The 15,234-nt window shown below is 40.3% G+C and carries 15 protein-coding genes; 5 read left to right on the top strand and 10 right to left on the bottom strand.

Annotation, left to right across the window (positions count from 1 at the left end; all coding sequences use genetic code 11):
* Nucleotides 1–8: 8 nt before the first annotated feature.
* From AB5627_RS01055 to dnaA, 7 genes are all read right to left on the bottom strand, one after another.
* Nucleotides 9–698 carry a YcxB family protein gene (locus AB5627_RS01055; RefSeq protein WP_022287194.1) on the bottom strand — a complete coding sequence of 230 codons (690 nt, stop codon included), beginning with the start codon at nucleotides 696–698 and terminating at the stop codon, nucleotides 9–11.
* Between the two features lie 15 nt (nucleotides 699–713).
* Nucleotides 714–2,642, bottom strand: coding sequence for a DNA topoisomerase (ATP-hydrolyzing) subunit B (gene gyrB, locus AB5627_RS01050; RefSeq protein WP_265290371.1), 1,929 nt, complete (start codon nucleotides 2,640–2,642; stop codon nucleotides 714–716).
* 103 nt (nucleotides 2,643–2,745) lie between these two features.
* The gene (gene remB, locus AB5627_RS01045) at nucleotides 2,746–3,006 is read right to left on the bottom strand and encodes an extracellular matrix regulator RemB (protein WP_022287192.1); all 261 of its coding nucleotides are present in this window, start codon (nucleotides 3,004–3,006) and stop codon (nucleotides 2,746–2,748) included.
* Nucleotides 3,006–4,136 carry a DNA replication/repair protein RecF gene (recF, locus tag AB5627_RS01040; RefSeq protein ID WP_022287191.1) on the bottom strand — a complete coding sequence of 377 codons (1,131 nt, stop codon included), beginning with the start codon at nucleotides 4,134–4,136 and terminating at the stop codon, nucleotides 3,006–3,008. Before recF ends, remB begins: the two co-directional genes overlap by 1 nt.
* Nucleotide 4,137: 1 nt before the next feature.
* Nucleotides 4,138–4,362 (bottom strand): RNA-binding S4 domain-containing protein, encoded by a 225-nt coding sequence (locus tag AB5627_RS01035; protein WP_022287190.1) that lies wholly within the window; start codon nucleotides 4,360–4,362, stop codon nucleotides 4,138–4,140.
* 4 nt (nucleotides 4,363–4,366) lie between these two features.
* Nucleotides 4,367–5,473 carry a DNA polymerase III subunit beta gene (dnaN, locus tag AB5627_RS01030; protein WP_022287189.1) on the bottom strand — a complete coding sequence of 369 codons (1,107 nt, stop codon included), beginning with the start codon at nucleotides 5,471–5,473 and terminating at the stop codon, nucleotides 4,367–4,369.
* 445 nt (nucleotides 5,474–5,918) lie between these two features.
* Nucleotides 5,919–7,280 carry a chromosomal replication initiator protein DnaA gene (gene dnaA / locus AB5627_RS01025; protein WP_022287188.1) on the bottom strand — a complete coding sequence of 454 codons (1,362 nt, stop codon included), beginning with the start codon at nucleotides 7,278–7,280 and terminating at the stop codon, nucleotides 5,919–5,921.
* A 537-nt stretch (nucleotides 7,281–7,817) separates the two neighbouring features.
* Here dnaA and rpmH point away from each other — a divergent pair.
* The 5 genes from rpmH to jag all read left to right on the top strand — a co-directional run bounded on the left by rpmH (nucleotide 7,818) and on the right by jag (nucleotide 11,147).
* A complete protein-coding gene (rpmH, locus tag AB5627_RS01020) occupies nucleotides 7,818–7,952 on the top strand; it encodes a 50S ribosomal protein L34 (protein ID WP_022287187.1) in 135 nt (44 codons plus the stop codon).
* 227 nt (nucleotides 7,953–8,179) lie between these two features.
* Nucleotides 8,180–8,554 (top strand): ribonuclease P protein component, encoded by a 375-nt coding sequence (gene rnpA / locus AB5627_RS01015; protein ID WP_022287186.1) that lies wholly within the window; start codon nucleotides 8,180–8,182, stop codon nucleotides 8,552–8,554.
* Nucleotide 8,555: 1 nt separating this feature from the next.
* Complete coding sequence (yidD, locus tag AB5627_RS01010; protein WP_022287185.1) at nucleotides 8,556–8,804, top strand: membrane protein insertion efficiency factor YidD; 249 nt, start codon at nucleotides 8,556–8,558, stop codon at nucleotides 8,802–8,804.
* Nucleotides 8,805–8,869: 65 nt separating this feature from the next.
* Nucleotides 8,870–10,207 (top strand): YidC/Oxa1 family membrane protein insertase, encoded by a 1,338-nt coding sequence (locus AB5627_RS01005; RefSeq protein ID WP_022287184.1) that lies wholly within the window; start codon nucleotides 8,870–8,872, stop codon nucleotides 10,205–10,207.
* Nucleotides 10,208–10,250: 43 nt separating this feature from the next.
* On the top strand, nucleotides 10,251–11,147 hold the full coding sequence (jag, locus tag AB5627_RS01000) for an RNA-binding cell elongation regulator Jag/EloR (protein WP_022287183.1): 897 nt from the start codon (nucleotides 10,251–10,253) through the stop codon (nucleotides 11,145–11,147).
* 68 nt (nucleotides 11,148–11,215) lie between these two features.
* Here jag and rsmG read toward each other — a convergent pair whose 3' ends face one another.
* Genes rsmG through mnmE form a run of 3 tightly spaced genes read right to left on the bottom strand, consistent with a single transcriptional unit; the run spans nucleotide 11,216 to nucleotide 15,227 of the window.
* Nucleotides 11,216–11,935 (bottom strand): 16S rRNA (guanine(527)-N(7))-methyltransferase RsmG, encoded by a 720-nt coding sequence (gene rsmG, locus AB5627_RS00995; RefSeq protein ID WP_022287182.1) that lies wholly within the window; start codon nucleotides 11,933–11,935, stop codon nucleotides 11,216–11,218.
* Nucleotide 11,936: 1 nt separating this feature from the next.
* Nucleotides 11,937–13,820: a tRNA uridine-5-carboxymethylaminomethyl(34) synthesis enzyme MnmG gene (gene mnmG / locus AB5627_RS00990; RefSeq protein WP_022287181.1), complete on the bottom strand. Its 1,884-nt coding sequence runs from the start codon at nucleotides 13,818–13,820 to the stop codon at nucleotides 11,937–11,939.
* A gap of 36 nt (nucleotides 13,821–13,856) precedes the next feature.
* Nucleotides 13,857–15,227, bottom strand: a complete 1,371-nt coding sequence (gene mnmE / locus AB5627_RS00985; RefSeq protein ID WP_022287180.1) for a tRNA uridine-5-carboxymethylaminomethyl(34) synthesis GTPase MnmE — start codon at nucleotides 15,225–15,227, stop codon at nucleotides 13,857–13,859.
* Between the last annotated feature and the right edge of the window lie 7 nt (nucleotides 15,228–15,234).

Genomic DNA, 15,234 nt, shown 5'->3' with positions numbered 1-15,234 from the left:
TCCTGTTCTTATTTATTATCTATCATTTCATAATCGCTATCAAGCAGCTCTGAAAAAGTTTTTCTCAGTGTTTCCTGCTGCTGCTCGTTCATAACTCTTTTTGCAAGCACATAAATAGTTTCTTTTTTGAGTATTATAATAAACATCTCGTCATTTTCCAAAACGTTCAGTGAGATATCCTCAAAACCAACTATCCTCGGTGGAACAGGAGTAAAGTCCTCCTCCTGCTTTTCCTCCTCTGTCGGCAGCGTTTCTATTTTGAAGCTGTCGTCATAGAGGGTGAAAACATACTTGTCGTCCTCAAGAGGTTTAAGTGCCTGCATAAGATATTTTCTTATTCTTCTGGTGTTATACCATGTGAGAACGATTATTGCAAGGCATATGAACGCCAGCACCCAGTTAAGATATCCCGAAGGGTTTCTCACTATGGACACTATAAAAAGCACCGCAACAACGCCAAAAGCCGCTGTTATCTTCCAGTTATGCGCATAAACGAATTTCTTCTGAAAGGCTAAAAAAGCTCTTTCCTCTTCCTCGTTTTTCACATCATACTCAAAGCTCAAAACAGGCTCTTTTTCTATCTTTGCTTCTTCCACCTCATCAGCATTATCAACAGCTTTCTCAGCCGTTTCAACAGCTTCCTCTGTCTTTACCTCTTCAAGCTCTGTTTCCTGATTTTTATTTTCGTTGTTATCCAAAGCAGTATCCTTTCTTTAAACGTCAAGATTCTTTACATACTCTGCATTTTTCTCTATAAATTCTTTTCTCGGTGCGACCTTATCGCCCATAAGAATAGTGAATATCTCGTCCGCCTTAACAGCGTCCTCCATTGTCACCTTTATCATAGTTCTTCTTTCAGGATCCATGGTTGTTTCCCAAAGCTGTTCAGGGTCCATCTCACCAAGACCTTTATATCTCTGAACGTTTACCTTCAGGTTGTTCTCTCCTGAAAGCTCAGAAATATACTGATCTCTCTCTGCGTCTGAAAAAGCATATCTGACCTGTTTGCCCCTTGCAACCTTGAAAAGCGGTGGCTGAGCAAGATAGATATGACCATCCTCGATAAGAGGACGCATAAATCTAAAGAAGAATGTAAGCAGAAGTGTTCTGATATGAGAACCGTCCACATCGGCATCGGCCATGATGATAACTTTGCCGTAACGGAGCTTTGATATATCAAAGTCCTCGCCAATCGAAGTTCCTAATGCTGTAACAACAGGCATAAGCTTTTCATTGCCGTATACCTTATCTATCCTAGCTTTTTCTACGTTGAGCATTTTTCCCCACAAAGGAAGTATAGCCTGATATTTTCTATCTCTGCCTTCCTTTGCAGAGCCACCCGCAGAATCTCCCTCGACGATATAGATCTCGGTGAGTGAAGCATCTCTCTCTGAGCAATCTGCAAGCTTGCCAGGCAATGAAGAGGATTCAAGAGCAGATTTTCTTCTTGTAAGCTCTCTTGCTTTCTTTGCGGCTTCTCTTGCCTTTTGTGCCTGAACGGACTTATCAAAAATAGCCTTTGCCACAGTAGGGTTTTCCTCAAAGTAGTTCATAAGCTTTTCGGTAACTATCTTGTCAACGAAAGGTCTTACCTCAGGATTGCCAAGTCTGCCCTTTGTCTGTCCCTCAAACTCACAGTTTGTGAGCTTAACGGATACTATAGCCGTCAGACCTTCTCTTACGTCGTCGCCAAGAAGTTTATCGTCGTCTTTAAGATAGCCGAACTTCTTACCGTAGTTATTTATTACCTTTGTAAGAGCATTTTTAAAGCCTGTTTCATGAGTACCGCCGTCAGGAGTATGGATATTATTAGCAAATGAAAGTATAAGGTCATTATAAGTATCGTTATACTGCAAAGCTATCTCAGCAAAGGTATCGCCCTCCATGCCGTTGACATAGATAACTTCCTCAGAAAGCGGAGTAACGCCTCTTGTTTTGTGGATATGCTCCACAAACTGTCTTATACCGCCCTCATAATGGAGAGTTTCGCCCACAGGCTCTGATTCATTTCTCTTATCAGTGAATATTATCTTTATACCAGCGTTAAGGAATGCCTGTTCTCTAAGTCTTTTAAGCAGTGTTTCATAGTCAAACACTGTTGTTTCCTGAAATATCTCAGGGTCAGGCTTAAAGAGAACGGAAGTACCTGTTTTATCAGTATCGCCGATTATTTTCAGCGGCTCTGAATAATTACCTCTGTCAAACCTCTGAAAATGAATATGTTTTCCGTCATAAACTGTAAGCTCAAGATATTCCGAGAGGGCGTTTACTACAGACGCACCAACGCCGTGGAGTCCGCCTGCTACCTTATATCCGCCGCCGCCGAACTTTCCGCCTGCGTGGAGAATGGTATAAACTACCGTTGCAGCAGATATTTTCTCCTTTGGGTGTATACCTGTAGGGATACCACGTCCGTTATCGGTAACTCTGATAATGTCCCCGGGAAGTATCTCTACTTCTATCTCAGTGCAATATCCTGCCAATGCCTCATCGATAGCGTTGTCAACTATCTCGTAGACAAGGTGGTGAAGTCCCTTAGGACCTGTTGATCCGATATACATACCAGGTCTTTTTCTTACCGCTTCAAGACCCTCCAGCACCTGTATCTGATTTTCATTATAATCATTTTGCTTATCCACCATGGATATTTCCTCGGTGTTCTGGATCTCGATCTCGTTGTTATTTTCCAAAAAATAACCCCCTCATCACTTGTTTTTTATCTTATAATCTTATATCTTTGATTCATCATTCAGGCATTCTTTTGCTTCTTTTCAAAAGTGTGGCACAGCTCATCTGACTTATATACACAGTTTCCGTAAAGTCTTTATCAAGGCACACCACAAAGCTTTTAGGCATTTCATATGTGCAGTTCACAACACGTCTGTTTTTTGCCGCAAAATTAAGAAATTCCTTTGTGTTGGCAGAAACAGAGGTGTTCTCTATATCGAAGATCCCTATGATATCTTTAGTATTGACTAAATAGTTATTTCCTAAATGCAGAAACATCACTTATTCTCCTGAACTATCATTCCGTTTTCTATATTGAATATCTTTCCATGGCTTTTCTCGTCAAAGGGGATATTCCTGTCACAGCAGGTTATAAAGACCTGCATATCGTGTATTTTCGAAATAACGAACTTCTGCCTTGATAGGTCAAGCTCACTCAAAACATCATCGAGAAGTATACACGGGCTGTCATCTATTTCCTCGGCAAGTATATAAGCCTGCGAAAGCTTCAAAATAAGAGCAAGAGAGCGGTGCTGTCCCTGAGAAGCGAATTGTCTAACTGCCAGTCCGTTTATTTTTCCCGCAAGATCGTCTCTGTGAACGCCTTTCTGTGTAAATCCTGCTCTTATATCGTCATCAAGATTATTTTGCAGGCAGCTTAGATACTCTTCAGCCATTTCTCCTGCATAATCTTTTCTGCCCTCCAGATTTGAATACACAGTGGAATAATATTCAAGCTCCAACCTTTCTCTGCCCTCTGATATATCCTCATAAAGCTTTTTTGCGAACATATCGAGCTTTTTGGTATAATTGTATCTTAAAAGCGAAATATAAGCCCCAAGCTGAGCAAGCTGGATATCCCACACTTCAAGCTCTTCTCTTTTTGATCTGCCGTAACAGATATTTTTTAACAATATATTTCTCTGCTCTATAAGATCATCATATTTTGAGATAACAGAGCTGTAGGAATTTTTTATCTGTGACACTGAAAGGTCAAGAAACTGCCGTCTGTTTTCGGGAGAGCCTTTTGAAAGCTCCAGATCCTCAGGAGTAAAGATAACACAATCAAGGCTTCCGAAAAGCTTTGAGGGAGTTTTCAGCTTTACGCCATTCAAGGTGACGTTTTTTTCTCTCACATTAGGTCTAGCCATTGCAAAATGTATATCCTGACTGCGAAAGCTGTTTTTAAATGAAATGTCGATATTCATGAACTGTCCGTTTATATCTATCATTTCTCTGTCTTTTGTGTTGCGAAAAGACCTCACTCCGCTGCAAAGCCATATAGCTTCTATAAGATTTGTTTTGCCCTGAGCATTCTTTCCGCAGAAAATATTCATTTTTTCATGAGGATATATCTCGACTTTTTTGAGATTTTTAAATCCGTCTGCGGAAATTTTGGTTATCACCATTTTATTTTACCACTATCTCTGTAGCTATCTCGTCTATCTGCACCTTATCCCCGGGGCGGATCTTCTTTCCCCTCATTGTACAGACTTCACCGTTTACTTTGATTCTCTCCTCGAGGATTATCTCCTTGCCAATGCCGCCTGTTTCCACAACGCCTGCATATTTAAGCAGAGAATCAAGCTTTATAAACTCTGATTTTATATTTACATCTATCTGCTGATATTTCATATTCTTATTCCTTTGCTAGTCTTACAGGGAGAACGAGGTAAGTATAAGCGTCGCCCTCACACGGAACTATCTTCATAGGCAGCAGACTTCCGCTCATCTGCAATTTGACCTTATCTTCCTTTATGACCTTCAGAGGGTCAAGAAGATATTTGCACTTGAAGCCTATCTCGATAACAGGACCTGCTATATCAGCCTTTATCTCGTCTGTTATCTTTCCAACGCTTGTTGAGCAGTTTATTTTTATAGAATTATTTTCAAAATAGCATCTTGCAGGTGACGGCGTTCTGTCACTTATAAGTATCAAACTTCTTTCAAGAGCGGCAATAAGCTCTTTCCTGTCAACAATGACCTCAGTTGTGCAAGTAGTCGGTATAGCTGACTTATAAGGGTGGAACTCGCCCTCGATAAGTCTTGAATAAACAAGATAGCCGTTTAATTCAAACACAACATGATTTTTTGAGAGATAAACGGAGGCTGTTTCTTCGTCATTATCTCCCAGAAGTGCTGCTATCTCAGAGAGAGTTTTTGCAGGAACGACGAATTTAAGACTTCCGTCATACTTTATAGGCTCATATCTCACAGCAAGTCTATATCCGTCAAGGGCAACAAGAGTAAGAGTACCGTTTTCGATCTCAAAAAGCTCGCCCTTAAGAACAGGCTTAAGGTCTGTAACAGCCACGGCAAACTTTGTCTGATTTATCATATCCTTAAGAACAGGCTGAGAGATAGTTATCTTGTTTTCTTCCTCTTTCTTAGGTAGTGCAGGATATTCCTCTGCTGATGTTGCAGGGATATTGAATGTGGTAACTCCTCCTGAGATCGTCACCTGAAAATTTTCAGAAACCTCTATCAGGATCTCTTCAGAAGGCATTTTCCTTATCATTTCAGCAAAAAGTCTTGCATTAAGTATAAATTCTCCCGAATCGTCGCTCTTTACTGGTATAACAGTTTTTATACCTATCTCAAGGTCATAGCCGGTAAGCTCCAGCATTGAGTTTTCAAGCTTGAATTTTATTCCCTCAAGAGATTTAAGTGCAGCACGTTCTGACACTGCTTTTGAAACATTTGTTACTGCTCCGCAAAGTGAAGCATTATTACACAGAATTTTCATAGCAATTTCCTTTCTAAAAAATTACATTTATCTGACTTTTGTTTTTTCAACATATGAATTTCTCAAATTTATATTTTTTGCTCTGATAATATATAAATAAATCAATATTAAATTAGTATTAGTAGTAGAGTGTGTTGAAATGGTTGAAAAGTCATTCAAAGCCTTTTGCAGACTTGTTTTCCTTTTCAAGTTTATTTTAACATCACTTCAACTGTGTTTTCAAAAACTTTTTTTGTGTTTGAAAAGTTGAAAAAATGTTTGTTGAATGTTTATTATTATCGCAAAAAATGTTGAAACCTGAAAATCGGTGTTTTATTTTATAACACCATTGTTTAAACTTCATTGTGCAAAGTTTTGAAAAACATTCCGCAAAGCTTTATATATCCAAGTCCGGATATTCAACAAAATTGTTGAAAACTATGTTGAAAATGTTGAAATAGTCCGTTTAATTGTCCTTGAGGTTTTTGATTATGTCGTCAACGGTATCTTTTAGCTGTTTGTTCTCTTTAAGATTTTTAACAACGTCCTGATAGTGTATGGTCATAGTTGAATGGTTTTTGTTAAGCTCATTTCCTATCTGTATAAAGGTCATGCCCTTTACGTCCTTGAAGAGATAGATCGCTATTTTTCTTGCAAGGGATACGTTTGCACGTCTGTTTGTTGATTTTATGTCGTCAGCAGTAACGTCAAATGCCGCCGCTACCTCCTGAAGTATCCTGTCAACCGTTATCTCAGCAGGGTGATTTTCAATGATTATTTCCTTGATTATCCTCTGAGCCATAGATATGGACGGGCTTTCATTCGTATAAATGGTAAGAGCCTTTATTTTGTTTACAGTTCCCTCAAGCTGACGTATGTTCGTCTTTATCTTCTCTGCTATTATCCTTACGACATTGTCAGAAAGCTGTAAGTCCAGCATATCAGCCTTTTTCTTTACGATAGCCATTCTTGTTTCAAAATCAGGCGGTGTAACGTCTACCTGAACGCCCAGTGAAAATCTGGTAAGTATCCTATTTTGAAGCTTCGATATCTTTGACGGTGCAATATCCGATGTGAGAACTATCTGCTTGCCTGCATTGTAAAGATCGTTGAAGGTATGGAAAAATTCCTCCTGCATACGCTCCTTGCCTGCAATGGTCTGTATATCGTCTACCATAAGATAGTCGGCATTCCTGTATTTATCATGAAATTTATTAGTTTCCTTTGACTCGATAGCTTTAACGAGCTGGTTTATAAAAGATTCACCTGTGGTGTAAATAATTTTCAGCTCAGGGTGATTTTTCTTTACCTCATGCTCGATAGCTTTCATAAGGTGAGTTTTTCCAAGCCCCGAATCACCGTATATGATGAGAGGGTTGAATATAGTATTTGTGTTAGACGGTGTTTTCTGATCTTCGTCATACTTATGTGCGACAGCCGTGCTGAAAGCATAGGCAAGATCATTCGATTTACCTTTGATAAAGTTATCAAAGGTAAGATTGTTGTTTTCTTCATCAGAAAAGTCAGCCACCTTGACTTCTATATCCTTTTCCTCAGTTTCATTAACTTCTTCTTTGTCTTTAACAAGTATTTTTATATCTACCTCAAAGCCCAAAGTGTTGAGAAAAGCTTCTTTTAAAAGATTCTCATAGGCGTTCATAGTGATATCTCTTGAAAAATCAGAATCAGTGAGAAGATAAGCCACATTGTTTTCAAGCTTCATCGGTTCAAGTATCTTTATCCATTTGTTATATCCCGGCTCGCTGATACTTTTGCAGTTTCGGCAATATTTCAGGACCTCCTGAAATACGTCATTAAAGGAATCCATTGTTTCTCCATAACCTCCTAGAAAATAGCTCTGCCTGTGCGGTGTTTCCGCTGTCCGCCGTGACCCCTGTCAAACAGACGGCAGGTCAGAGTTAAAAAAAAATATAAACAGGCATAATTAATCAATTCTATACTATTATAGCACACTTGACTTAAAATTTCAAGTCCTATATATTATATATAAGGAAAGAAATAAGGATAAAAAGTATGTTTTTCAAAGATAAGAAAAAACACTTAATACAGATAAAATTTATATTTGGCACACAATATATTGTATGCTCATAAAAAATGAGGACGTAAGCGGCAGGTTTTTCGGACAGTAAGCCCTCCAAAGCAAAGAAAAATAATATCAAAAAAAATATAAAAATATTATGAACAGGCTTGACAAATGGTGTGTGAATGAGCTATAATATTAAATTACAAGGGCTTTTTTCATAGCGATATTGTAATTTGCTGTGACCCTATAAGTTTAAACATCTCCGAGGACGTTTTTTTGTATAAAATGACGGAGTGTTGAAAGCGGAAGGAGGAGAATTCGATGAAAAGAACATATCAGCCTAAAAAGCTTCAGAGAAAGAAAGTTCACGGCTTCATGAAGAGAATGTCTACTGCTAACGGCAGAAAGGTACTCGCAAGAAGAAGAGCAAAGGGCAGAGCTAGACTCAGCTACTAAGAGATACAGGCAGTTTCTGATGATAAGTCTGACAGGCATTATTCAGGCGGTTAGTTACGCCTGAATCGATGTCCCTAGGCAGTTGTATTTAAGCGTCGTTGGACGCTGCCTCAGATGACCTATATACCATTCATTGATTTGCATGGTATTGGGTCTTTATCTTTTTTTGGCAAAATTGCCGTGAAAAGGCGAAAAGAGTAAAAACAGTACACAATGGGGAAATGAAGATGCTGTTCACAACGGTTTTAAAGGATAACAAGGCATTTTTAAGGTGCTATAAAAAGGGAAGATTTTGTGCAGACAGTTTTGTAGCAGCATATTTTTATCCCAACGGCAGCCCGTATAACAGGCTTGGCATAACGGCAGGCAAAAAGCAGGGCTGCGCAGTAACGAGAAACAGGATAAAGAGAATAGTTAGAGCCGCCTACAGACTTAACGAGGCGGAATTTCCGCTGGGCTATGATATAGTTTTTGTGGGAAGAAACGATATAGGGGAAAAGAAAACTCAGGATATTGAAAGATTTATAAAAAAAAGACTCATAAAAGAGATGAATAAGCCTGTTCCAAATAATAACAGGTCAGGCAGGGCAAAGAGAAAGTAAAATGAGTAAACTGGCTCAGCTGCTGATAAGGTTTTATCAGCGATTTATAAGTCCTCTTTTCGGACCAAGGTGCAAGTATTATCCAAGCTGTTCGGCATATGCGCTGGAGGCTTACAGAAAACACGGCTTTTTTAAAGGCACGCTGCTCACTGTATGGAGACTGCTTAGGTGCAACCCGTGGAGTCTGGGAGGGGTTGACTATGTTCCTGACAAGCTTACCACTGAGTATTTTAAAATCAGAAAAAAATAAGCCTGAGAGCTTAATCAGATATATAGGTTATCAATATGACAAATAATTGATCTGGAGGATATTAAATGGGTATTATTGCGACCCCTTTGGGCTGGATAATGAAGGGCTGCTATTTTGTATGCAAGAACTACGGAATAGCACTGCTGCTTTTCACTATCCTTACAAGACTTATAGTATTTCCGCTTAACGTCAAGCAGCAGAAGAGCATGGCAAGAATGACCATGCTTCAGCCTGAGCTTGAAAAGATAAAGAAGAAATACGCTAAAAACCAGCAGAAGATGCAGGAAGAGCAGATGAACCTTTACGCCAAGGCTGGCGTAAACCCTATGGCAAGCTGTTTGCCAATGGTCATCACAATGGTAATTCTGTTTGCTCTTATCCCTGTTATTTACGGACCTCTTACCTACGTTTCAAACGCAGATAAAGAGGAGCTTACAGACTCAAACAACATGATATCAAATCTTTATGTTGTCAGTGCTGAGGTAAAAAGCAAGGATACTACAATAGAAAAGCTTATTGAAAAGTTTGAGAAAGACGGTGCTACTGAGGACGAAGCTTATGATAAGCTTGAAAAGCTTTTTACAGATAAGGACAAGTATCCAAAGTCTGCAAAGGCACTTTCTAATGACAACAAGATATCTAACGTTATGGATGCTATCAAGGCTCATAATGATATAGATACTTTTATTCTTAACGAGAATTACTTCTCCACAAACCTCATTCAGTCAAGACCTGAGCTTATGACTTTCGTTTTCACTGAAAAAGAGGGCGGACAGTATGCAGATGTGCTTCCAACAAGCGTAAAGGCTGCGGCTGAAGATTTCAACTACAGCATTTTCGGACTTTTCCTTGGAAAGATACCAACAATGAAGGATCTTTCATGCATTATCCCTATTGTATCAGCACTTTTGCAGCTTATAGTGACATTCGTTTCACAGCATTTTGCAAAGAAGAACAATCCTGACGCCGCTAATATGGGCGGAATGGGAATGAAGATAATGCTTTATGGTATGCCTATCTTCTCACTGTGGATCGGTTTCAGCTATCCGGCAGGTCTTGGTCTTTACTGGTGCTATTCTTCACTGTTTGCACTTGGACAGACTATCGTACTCAATAAGATCTATACACCTGAACACGTTGCAGAGCTTGTTCAGAAGGATATAGCAAAGCAGAAAAAGAAGGGCAAGCCTACTCTTATGGAGAAAATGGCTGAGGCTCAGATGATACAGGCTGGTAAGGATCCTGCTGAGATCAGAAAGTCACTTTCTGACGATGAGGATTACGATGAGCCTAAGAAGAAAACAAAGACGGAGCTTAAAGACGAGCAGAGAAGACGTCTTAACGAAGCCAGAAAGAGAATGGCTGAGAAATATGGCGACGAATATGACGATTCACAGGATTGACCTGTTGTTGACTAAACTTTTTTAGCGAGAGGAGCAGAAAAAAATGAAACAGATCTTTACAGCCGCAACTGTAGACGAAGCAAAGAACAAGGCGGCAGTTGAATTTGGAACAGAAGTAGAAAAGATCACTTTCACAGTTCTTGAAGAGCCTAAAAAGGGCTTTTTCGGAAAGATCAAGGGTGAGGCAAAGGTAGAAGCTGAATATGAGCCTGAAACAAAGGTAGAAACTGTAACTGAAAAAACAGAGGCTGTTGAAGAAAAGGCAGAAGTTCAAGAAGAAGTCAAGGCAGAGGCAGAGTGGAGCGACACTTTGCAGAAAAAGGCTGACTGTGCAAAGGAATATATACTCAATGTTATAAAGGCAATGGGTATAGAAGACACAGAGATCGAGGTAACAAAGCTTGAAAACGGCGCACTTTTTGAGATAAAGAGCGAAGAGTTCGAGAAGCTTATCGGCAAGAAGGGCGATATCCTCGATTCACTTCAGTATCTTGCATCACTTGTATGCAACAGGATAGACAGAGAATATTTCAGAATATCCACAGATTGCAATGGTTTCAGGGCAAGAAGAAAGACCCAGCTCGAAGAGCTTGCAAAAAAGATAGCAAACAACGTAAAGAGAAGCGGTCATTCATCAGCTCTTGAGCCAATGAATCCATATGAGAGAAGAATCATTCACGCTGCTGTATCAGAGATCGAGGGTGTAACATCTCAGTCAAAGGGTGAAGAGCCATGGAGAAAGGTAATAATCAGCTCTACAACACCTAGAAAGTATGACAACAGAGGCGGCTACAAGAAGAACGGCGGCAGAAGAAGAAACAATAACAATCGCCGCTCAAAGGGTTTTGACATCACAACAAGCTTTGAAAAGGACTACAAGAAGCCAAAGCCAGAGGACACAATGAAGGATTCAGGTCTTTACTCAAAGATAGAGTTCTAAATTAAAAATGACAATAAGAAAACACGCTGAACAAAAATTCAGCGTGTTTTTTTGTGCATATATTCGTATTATAATTTTTTCTTTTTCATTTGACCCTTGTTGCGTGGATATTTTTCAGGCGTTTCAGATACTTTTCTTATAAGGATAAGCGTTCTGCCGTCGCCTGTTGGAAGTTCATAGTCAAAGACCTCTTCGACCTTTCCTCCCAGTATCTTAATAGCATTTTTAGCCTCTTTCAGCTCGTCATTTCCTCCTGAGCCTTTCAATGCAACGAAATATCCGCCGACTTTTACAAAAGGCAGGCAATACTCGCATAGGTCGCTGAGGTTTGCCACTGCTCTTGCTGTGGCAATGTCAAATTGTTCACGGCACTCTATGCTTCTGCCAAGCTCCTCTGCTCTGCCGTGTATGCAGGTCGCACCAAGGTCAAGACTGTCTGAAAGCTGTGCAAGAAAATTTATCCTCTTATTAAGGCTATCCAAAAGTGTAAGCTTTATATCGTCACGGACGATTTTCAGTGGACAGGACGGAAATCCTGCTCCTGTGCCGACATCTATTACCGTTGCATTTTCTTTTACCTCGAAAAGTGTGAAAGGATAAACGCTGTCAAAAAAATGCTTTATTGAAATTCCCTCAGGGTCAGTGATAGCAGTAAGATTTATTTTCTCGTTCCATTCACAAAGCAGATCTGCATAAGCTTCAAAGCGTGAATAATCGCTGTCAGATATTGTTATATCATAATTATCAAAAAGCTTTATAAAATCGTCCTTAGAAATAAGCTTTGACATACTATTCCTCCCTATGGTCATTCTTTGATGAGAGCCATACCAAAAGCACACCCACGTCAGCAGGGTTTACTCCGCTGATTCGGCTTGCCTGACCAACTGATACAGGCTTTATCTTATTGAGCTTTTCAATTGCTTCAAGTCTAAGACTTTTTATATCATTATAGTCAATATCAACAGGCAAAGCCTTTTTCTCTAGCTTTCGCATAGCCTCCACCTGTTCAAGCTGTATCTTTATATAGCCGTCATATTTTATCTGCAATTCTACCTGCTCTTTTACCTCTGCTGAAAGCTCAGGTCGTTCCTTATCGAAAGGTGCAAGACCGTCATATGATACCTGTGGTCTGCGGATAAGCTGAGCAAGTTTTATGCCGTTGTTAAGAGGGTCAGTGCCTACAGATTCAAGATAGGCATTTATCTCAGGATCTGGCGCAATATTTATCTTTGAAACACGCTTTATCTCAGCGGCTATCTGTTCATTTTTGTCAAGCAAATGCTGATATCTTTCGTCTGAGATAAGCCCTATCTCATGTCCTATAGGCGTGAGCCTTATGTCAGCGTTATCTTGTCTTAGCAAAAGTCTGTATTCGCTTCTTGATGTGAGCATTCTGTAAGGGTCTGAACAACCCTTTGTAACAAGGTCGTCAATAAGAGTGCCTATGTATGATGACGCTCTGTCAAGAATAAGCTGTTTTCTGCCGAGAATTTTCAGTGCGGCATTTATGCCTGCGATAAGACCTTGTGCGGCGGCTTCTTCATATCCCGAAGTGCCGTTGAACTGACCTGCGCCGTAAAGACCGTCAAAAGCCTTGAACTCCAGCGTAGCAGAAAGCTCTGTAGGGTCGCAGCAATCATATTCTATGGCATAGGCATTTCGCATTATCTCAACGTGTTCAAGTCCTTTTATAGTGTGCAAAAATTGGAGCTGAACGAACTCAGGCAGTGATGACGACATACCTTGCAGATAATATTCGTCAGTGTCAAGACCCATTGGCTCAATAAAAAGCTGATGCCTTGGCTTATCCGAAAATCTCATTATTTTGTCCTCGATAGACGGACAGTATCTAGGACCAATAGCGTGTATCCTACCCGAATATATAGGTGAAAGATGTATGTTATCTCTTATTACCTTGTGTGTTTCTTCATTTGTATAAGCCACATAGCATTTGACTTTATTTTCAAGCTTTTCATGATTATCAAAAGAAAATGGCGTTATATCATCGTCACCGCACTGAACTTCAAGCTTGTCAAAATCTATGGAACGCTTGTGTACACGGGCAGGAGTGCCTGTTTTGAAACGTCTTATGGTCATGCCTGCCTTTTTAAGACATTCTGTCAGACTAAGTGCAGGCAAAGTTGCGTCAGGACCGCTTGAATATGATACCGCACCCACATGGACAGTGCCGCCAAGGTAAGTTCCCGTTGAGATGACAACAGCCTTGCAGTCATACTCAGTGCCAAGCTTTGTACGCACACCACGGACAGTTTTGCCGTCCTCCTCAAATAAAATATCAGTTATCTCAGCCTGCTTCAGATAAAGCCCGTCAGTATCTTCGATAGTTTTTTTCATAAGCTTATGATATTCAACACGGTCTATCTGCGCCCTCAGACTATGAACGGCAGGACCTTTTCCACGGTTGAGTATCCTGCTTTGCAGAAAAGTTTTATCCGCCGCCTTGCCCATTTCTCCGCCCAAAGCGTCTATCTCACGAACAAGATGTCCCTTTGCAGTTCCGCCTATAGAGGGGTTGCATGGCATATTGGCAACACCGTCAAGTGTTATGGTAAAAAGTGCCGTCTTTAGTCCAAGGCGTGCCGCCGCCAAAGCCGCTTCACAGCCTGCGTGACCTGCACCTACCACAATAATATCAAAATATTCCTTTTGCATAATAAAACCACCTGTCTGAAAATAAGACCATATAAATTACTTTCCTACGCAGAATTTTGAAAATACCTCGTCTACCACCGCTTCTGTAGCTTTTTCTCCTGTCAGCTCCAAAAGTGCATTTGCGCCATTGTCTATCATCACAGTAACAGCGTCCAAAGTTTCTCCCATATCAAGGCTTTCAAGAGCCATGGCAAGATATTTTCTTGCACGTTCTGCACAGGCTGTTTGACGCTCGTTTGCAAAAATCGTGCTGTCAGCGTCATATCCGCCAATGCCCAAAAGCTTCTCTGTGGCTTTTTGCAGCTCTTCTCTGCCCTCGTCAAGTTTCGCAGATATCTCTATCACATAGTCTGAATATTTTTCAAGCTGCGACCTTTCAACAACATTTTCAAGGTCAGATTTGTTGAGAACTATGATAACTTCCTTTCCAAGCTTTTTCACATATTCAAGCAGTTCTTTATCCTCCTCGTCAAGCTCTCTTGAAATGTCGAAAACTTCTATCACAAGCATAGCGTTTTTAAGCTTTTTCTTTGCAATATCAACGCCTATTTTTTCAACCTCATCATCAGTTTCATGTATTCCCGCAGTGTCGGAAAGCTTCAAAATAAGCTCGCCAAGCTTTGCACTTTCTTCGATAACATCTCGTGTAGTGCCTGCCACATTTGTGACTATGGAGCGGTCATATCCCAACAGCATATTCATGAGGGTCGATTTTCCAACATTCGGCTTGCCTGCGATAACAGTGTCAACACCGTTTTTCAGTATCATACCGCTGTCATGATCTGCTATTATTTTATCAAGCCCTGCCAAAGCGTTTTTAAGGCTCTCTCTGAGATTATCCTCAGATATCTCAGGCAAGTCCTCCTCTGGATAATCCACCCATGCCGCAAGTTCACCTAGTATTGTGACAAACTTTCTTGACATATCAGAAATAAGCCTGAAAAGCCTGCCCTCTTTTGTAAGATTTGCAGAATTAAGTGCATATTCTCCCTGAGCGGAGATAGTTTCCATTACGCCCTCAGCCTGAGTAAGTGAAAGCTTTCCGTTGAGAAAAGCCCTTTTTGTGAACTCACCCCTCTGAGCAAGCTCTGCACCTTGTTCAATGCAAAGTCTGAGAACTTTTTTTGTAACATATATTCCGCCATGGCATGATATCTCGCAGACGTTTTCACCGGTGTATGACTTAGGCGCACGGAAAACCGTAAGGACACCGTCATCGACTTCTCTGCCGTTTTTGTCAACTATTTTTCCGTATGCACAGGTATAGCCTGCCATGTTTTCAACACTTTTGCATGACAGCGGTTTAAAAACTTTTGCACCTATGCTTACGGCATTATCACCGCTTATTCTTATTACAGATATTCCCCCCTCAGCAAGGGGTGTTGAAACAGCACATATATCTTTCATTTTTACC

It is taken from the genome of Ruminococcus sp. RTP21198st1_G1_RTP21198_201120 (genome assembly GCF_040924265.1).
In the GTDB taxonomy this organism is placed as follows: domain Bacteria; phylum Bacillota; class Clostridia; order Oscillospirales; family Ruminococcaceae; genus Hominimerdicola; species Hominimerdicola aceti.
The sequence above is the reverse complement of the archived record's forward strand: the minus strand, read 5'-3'. Positions and strand labels throughout refer to the sequence as shown.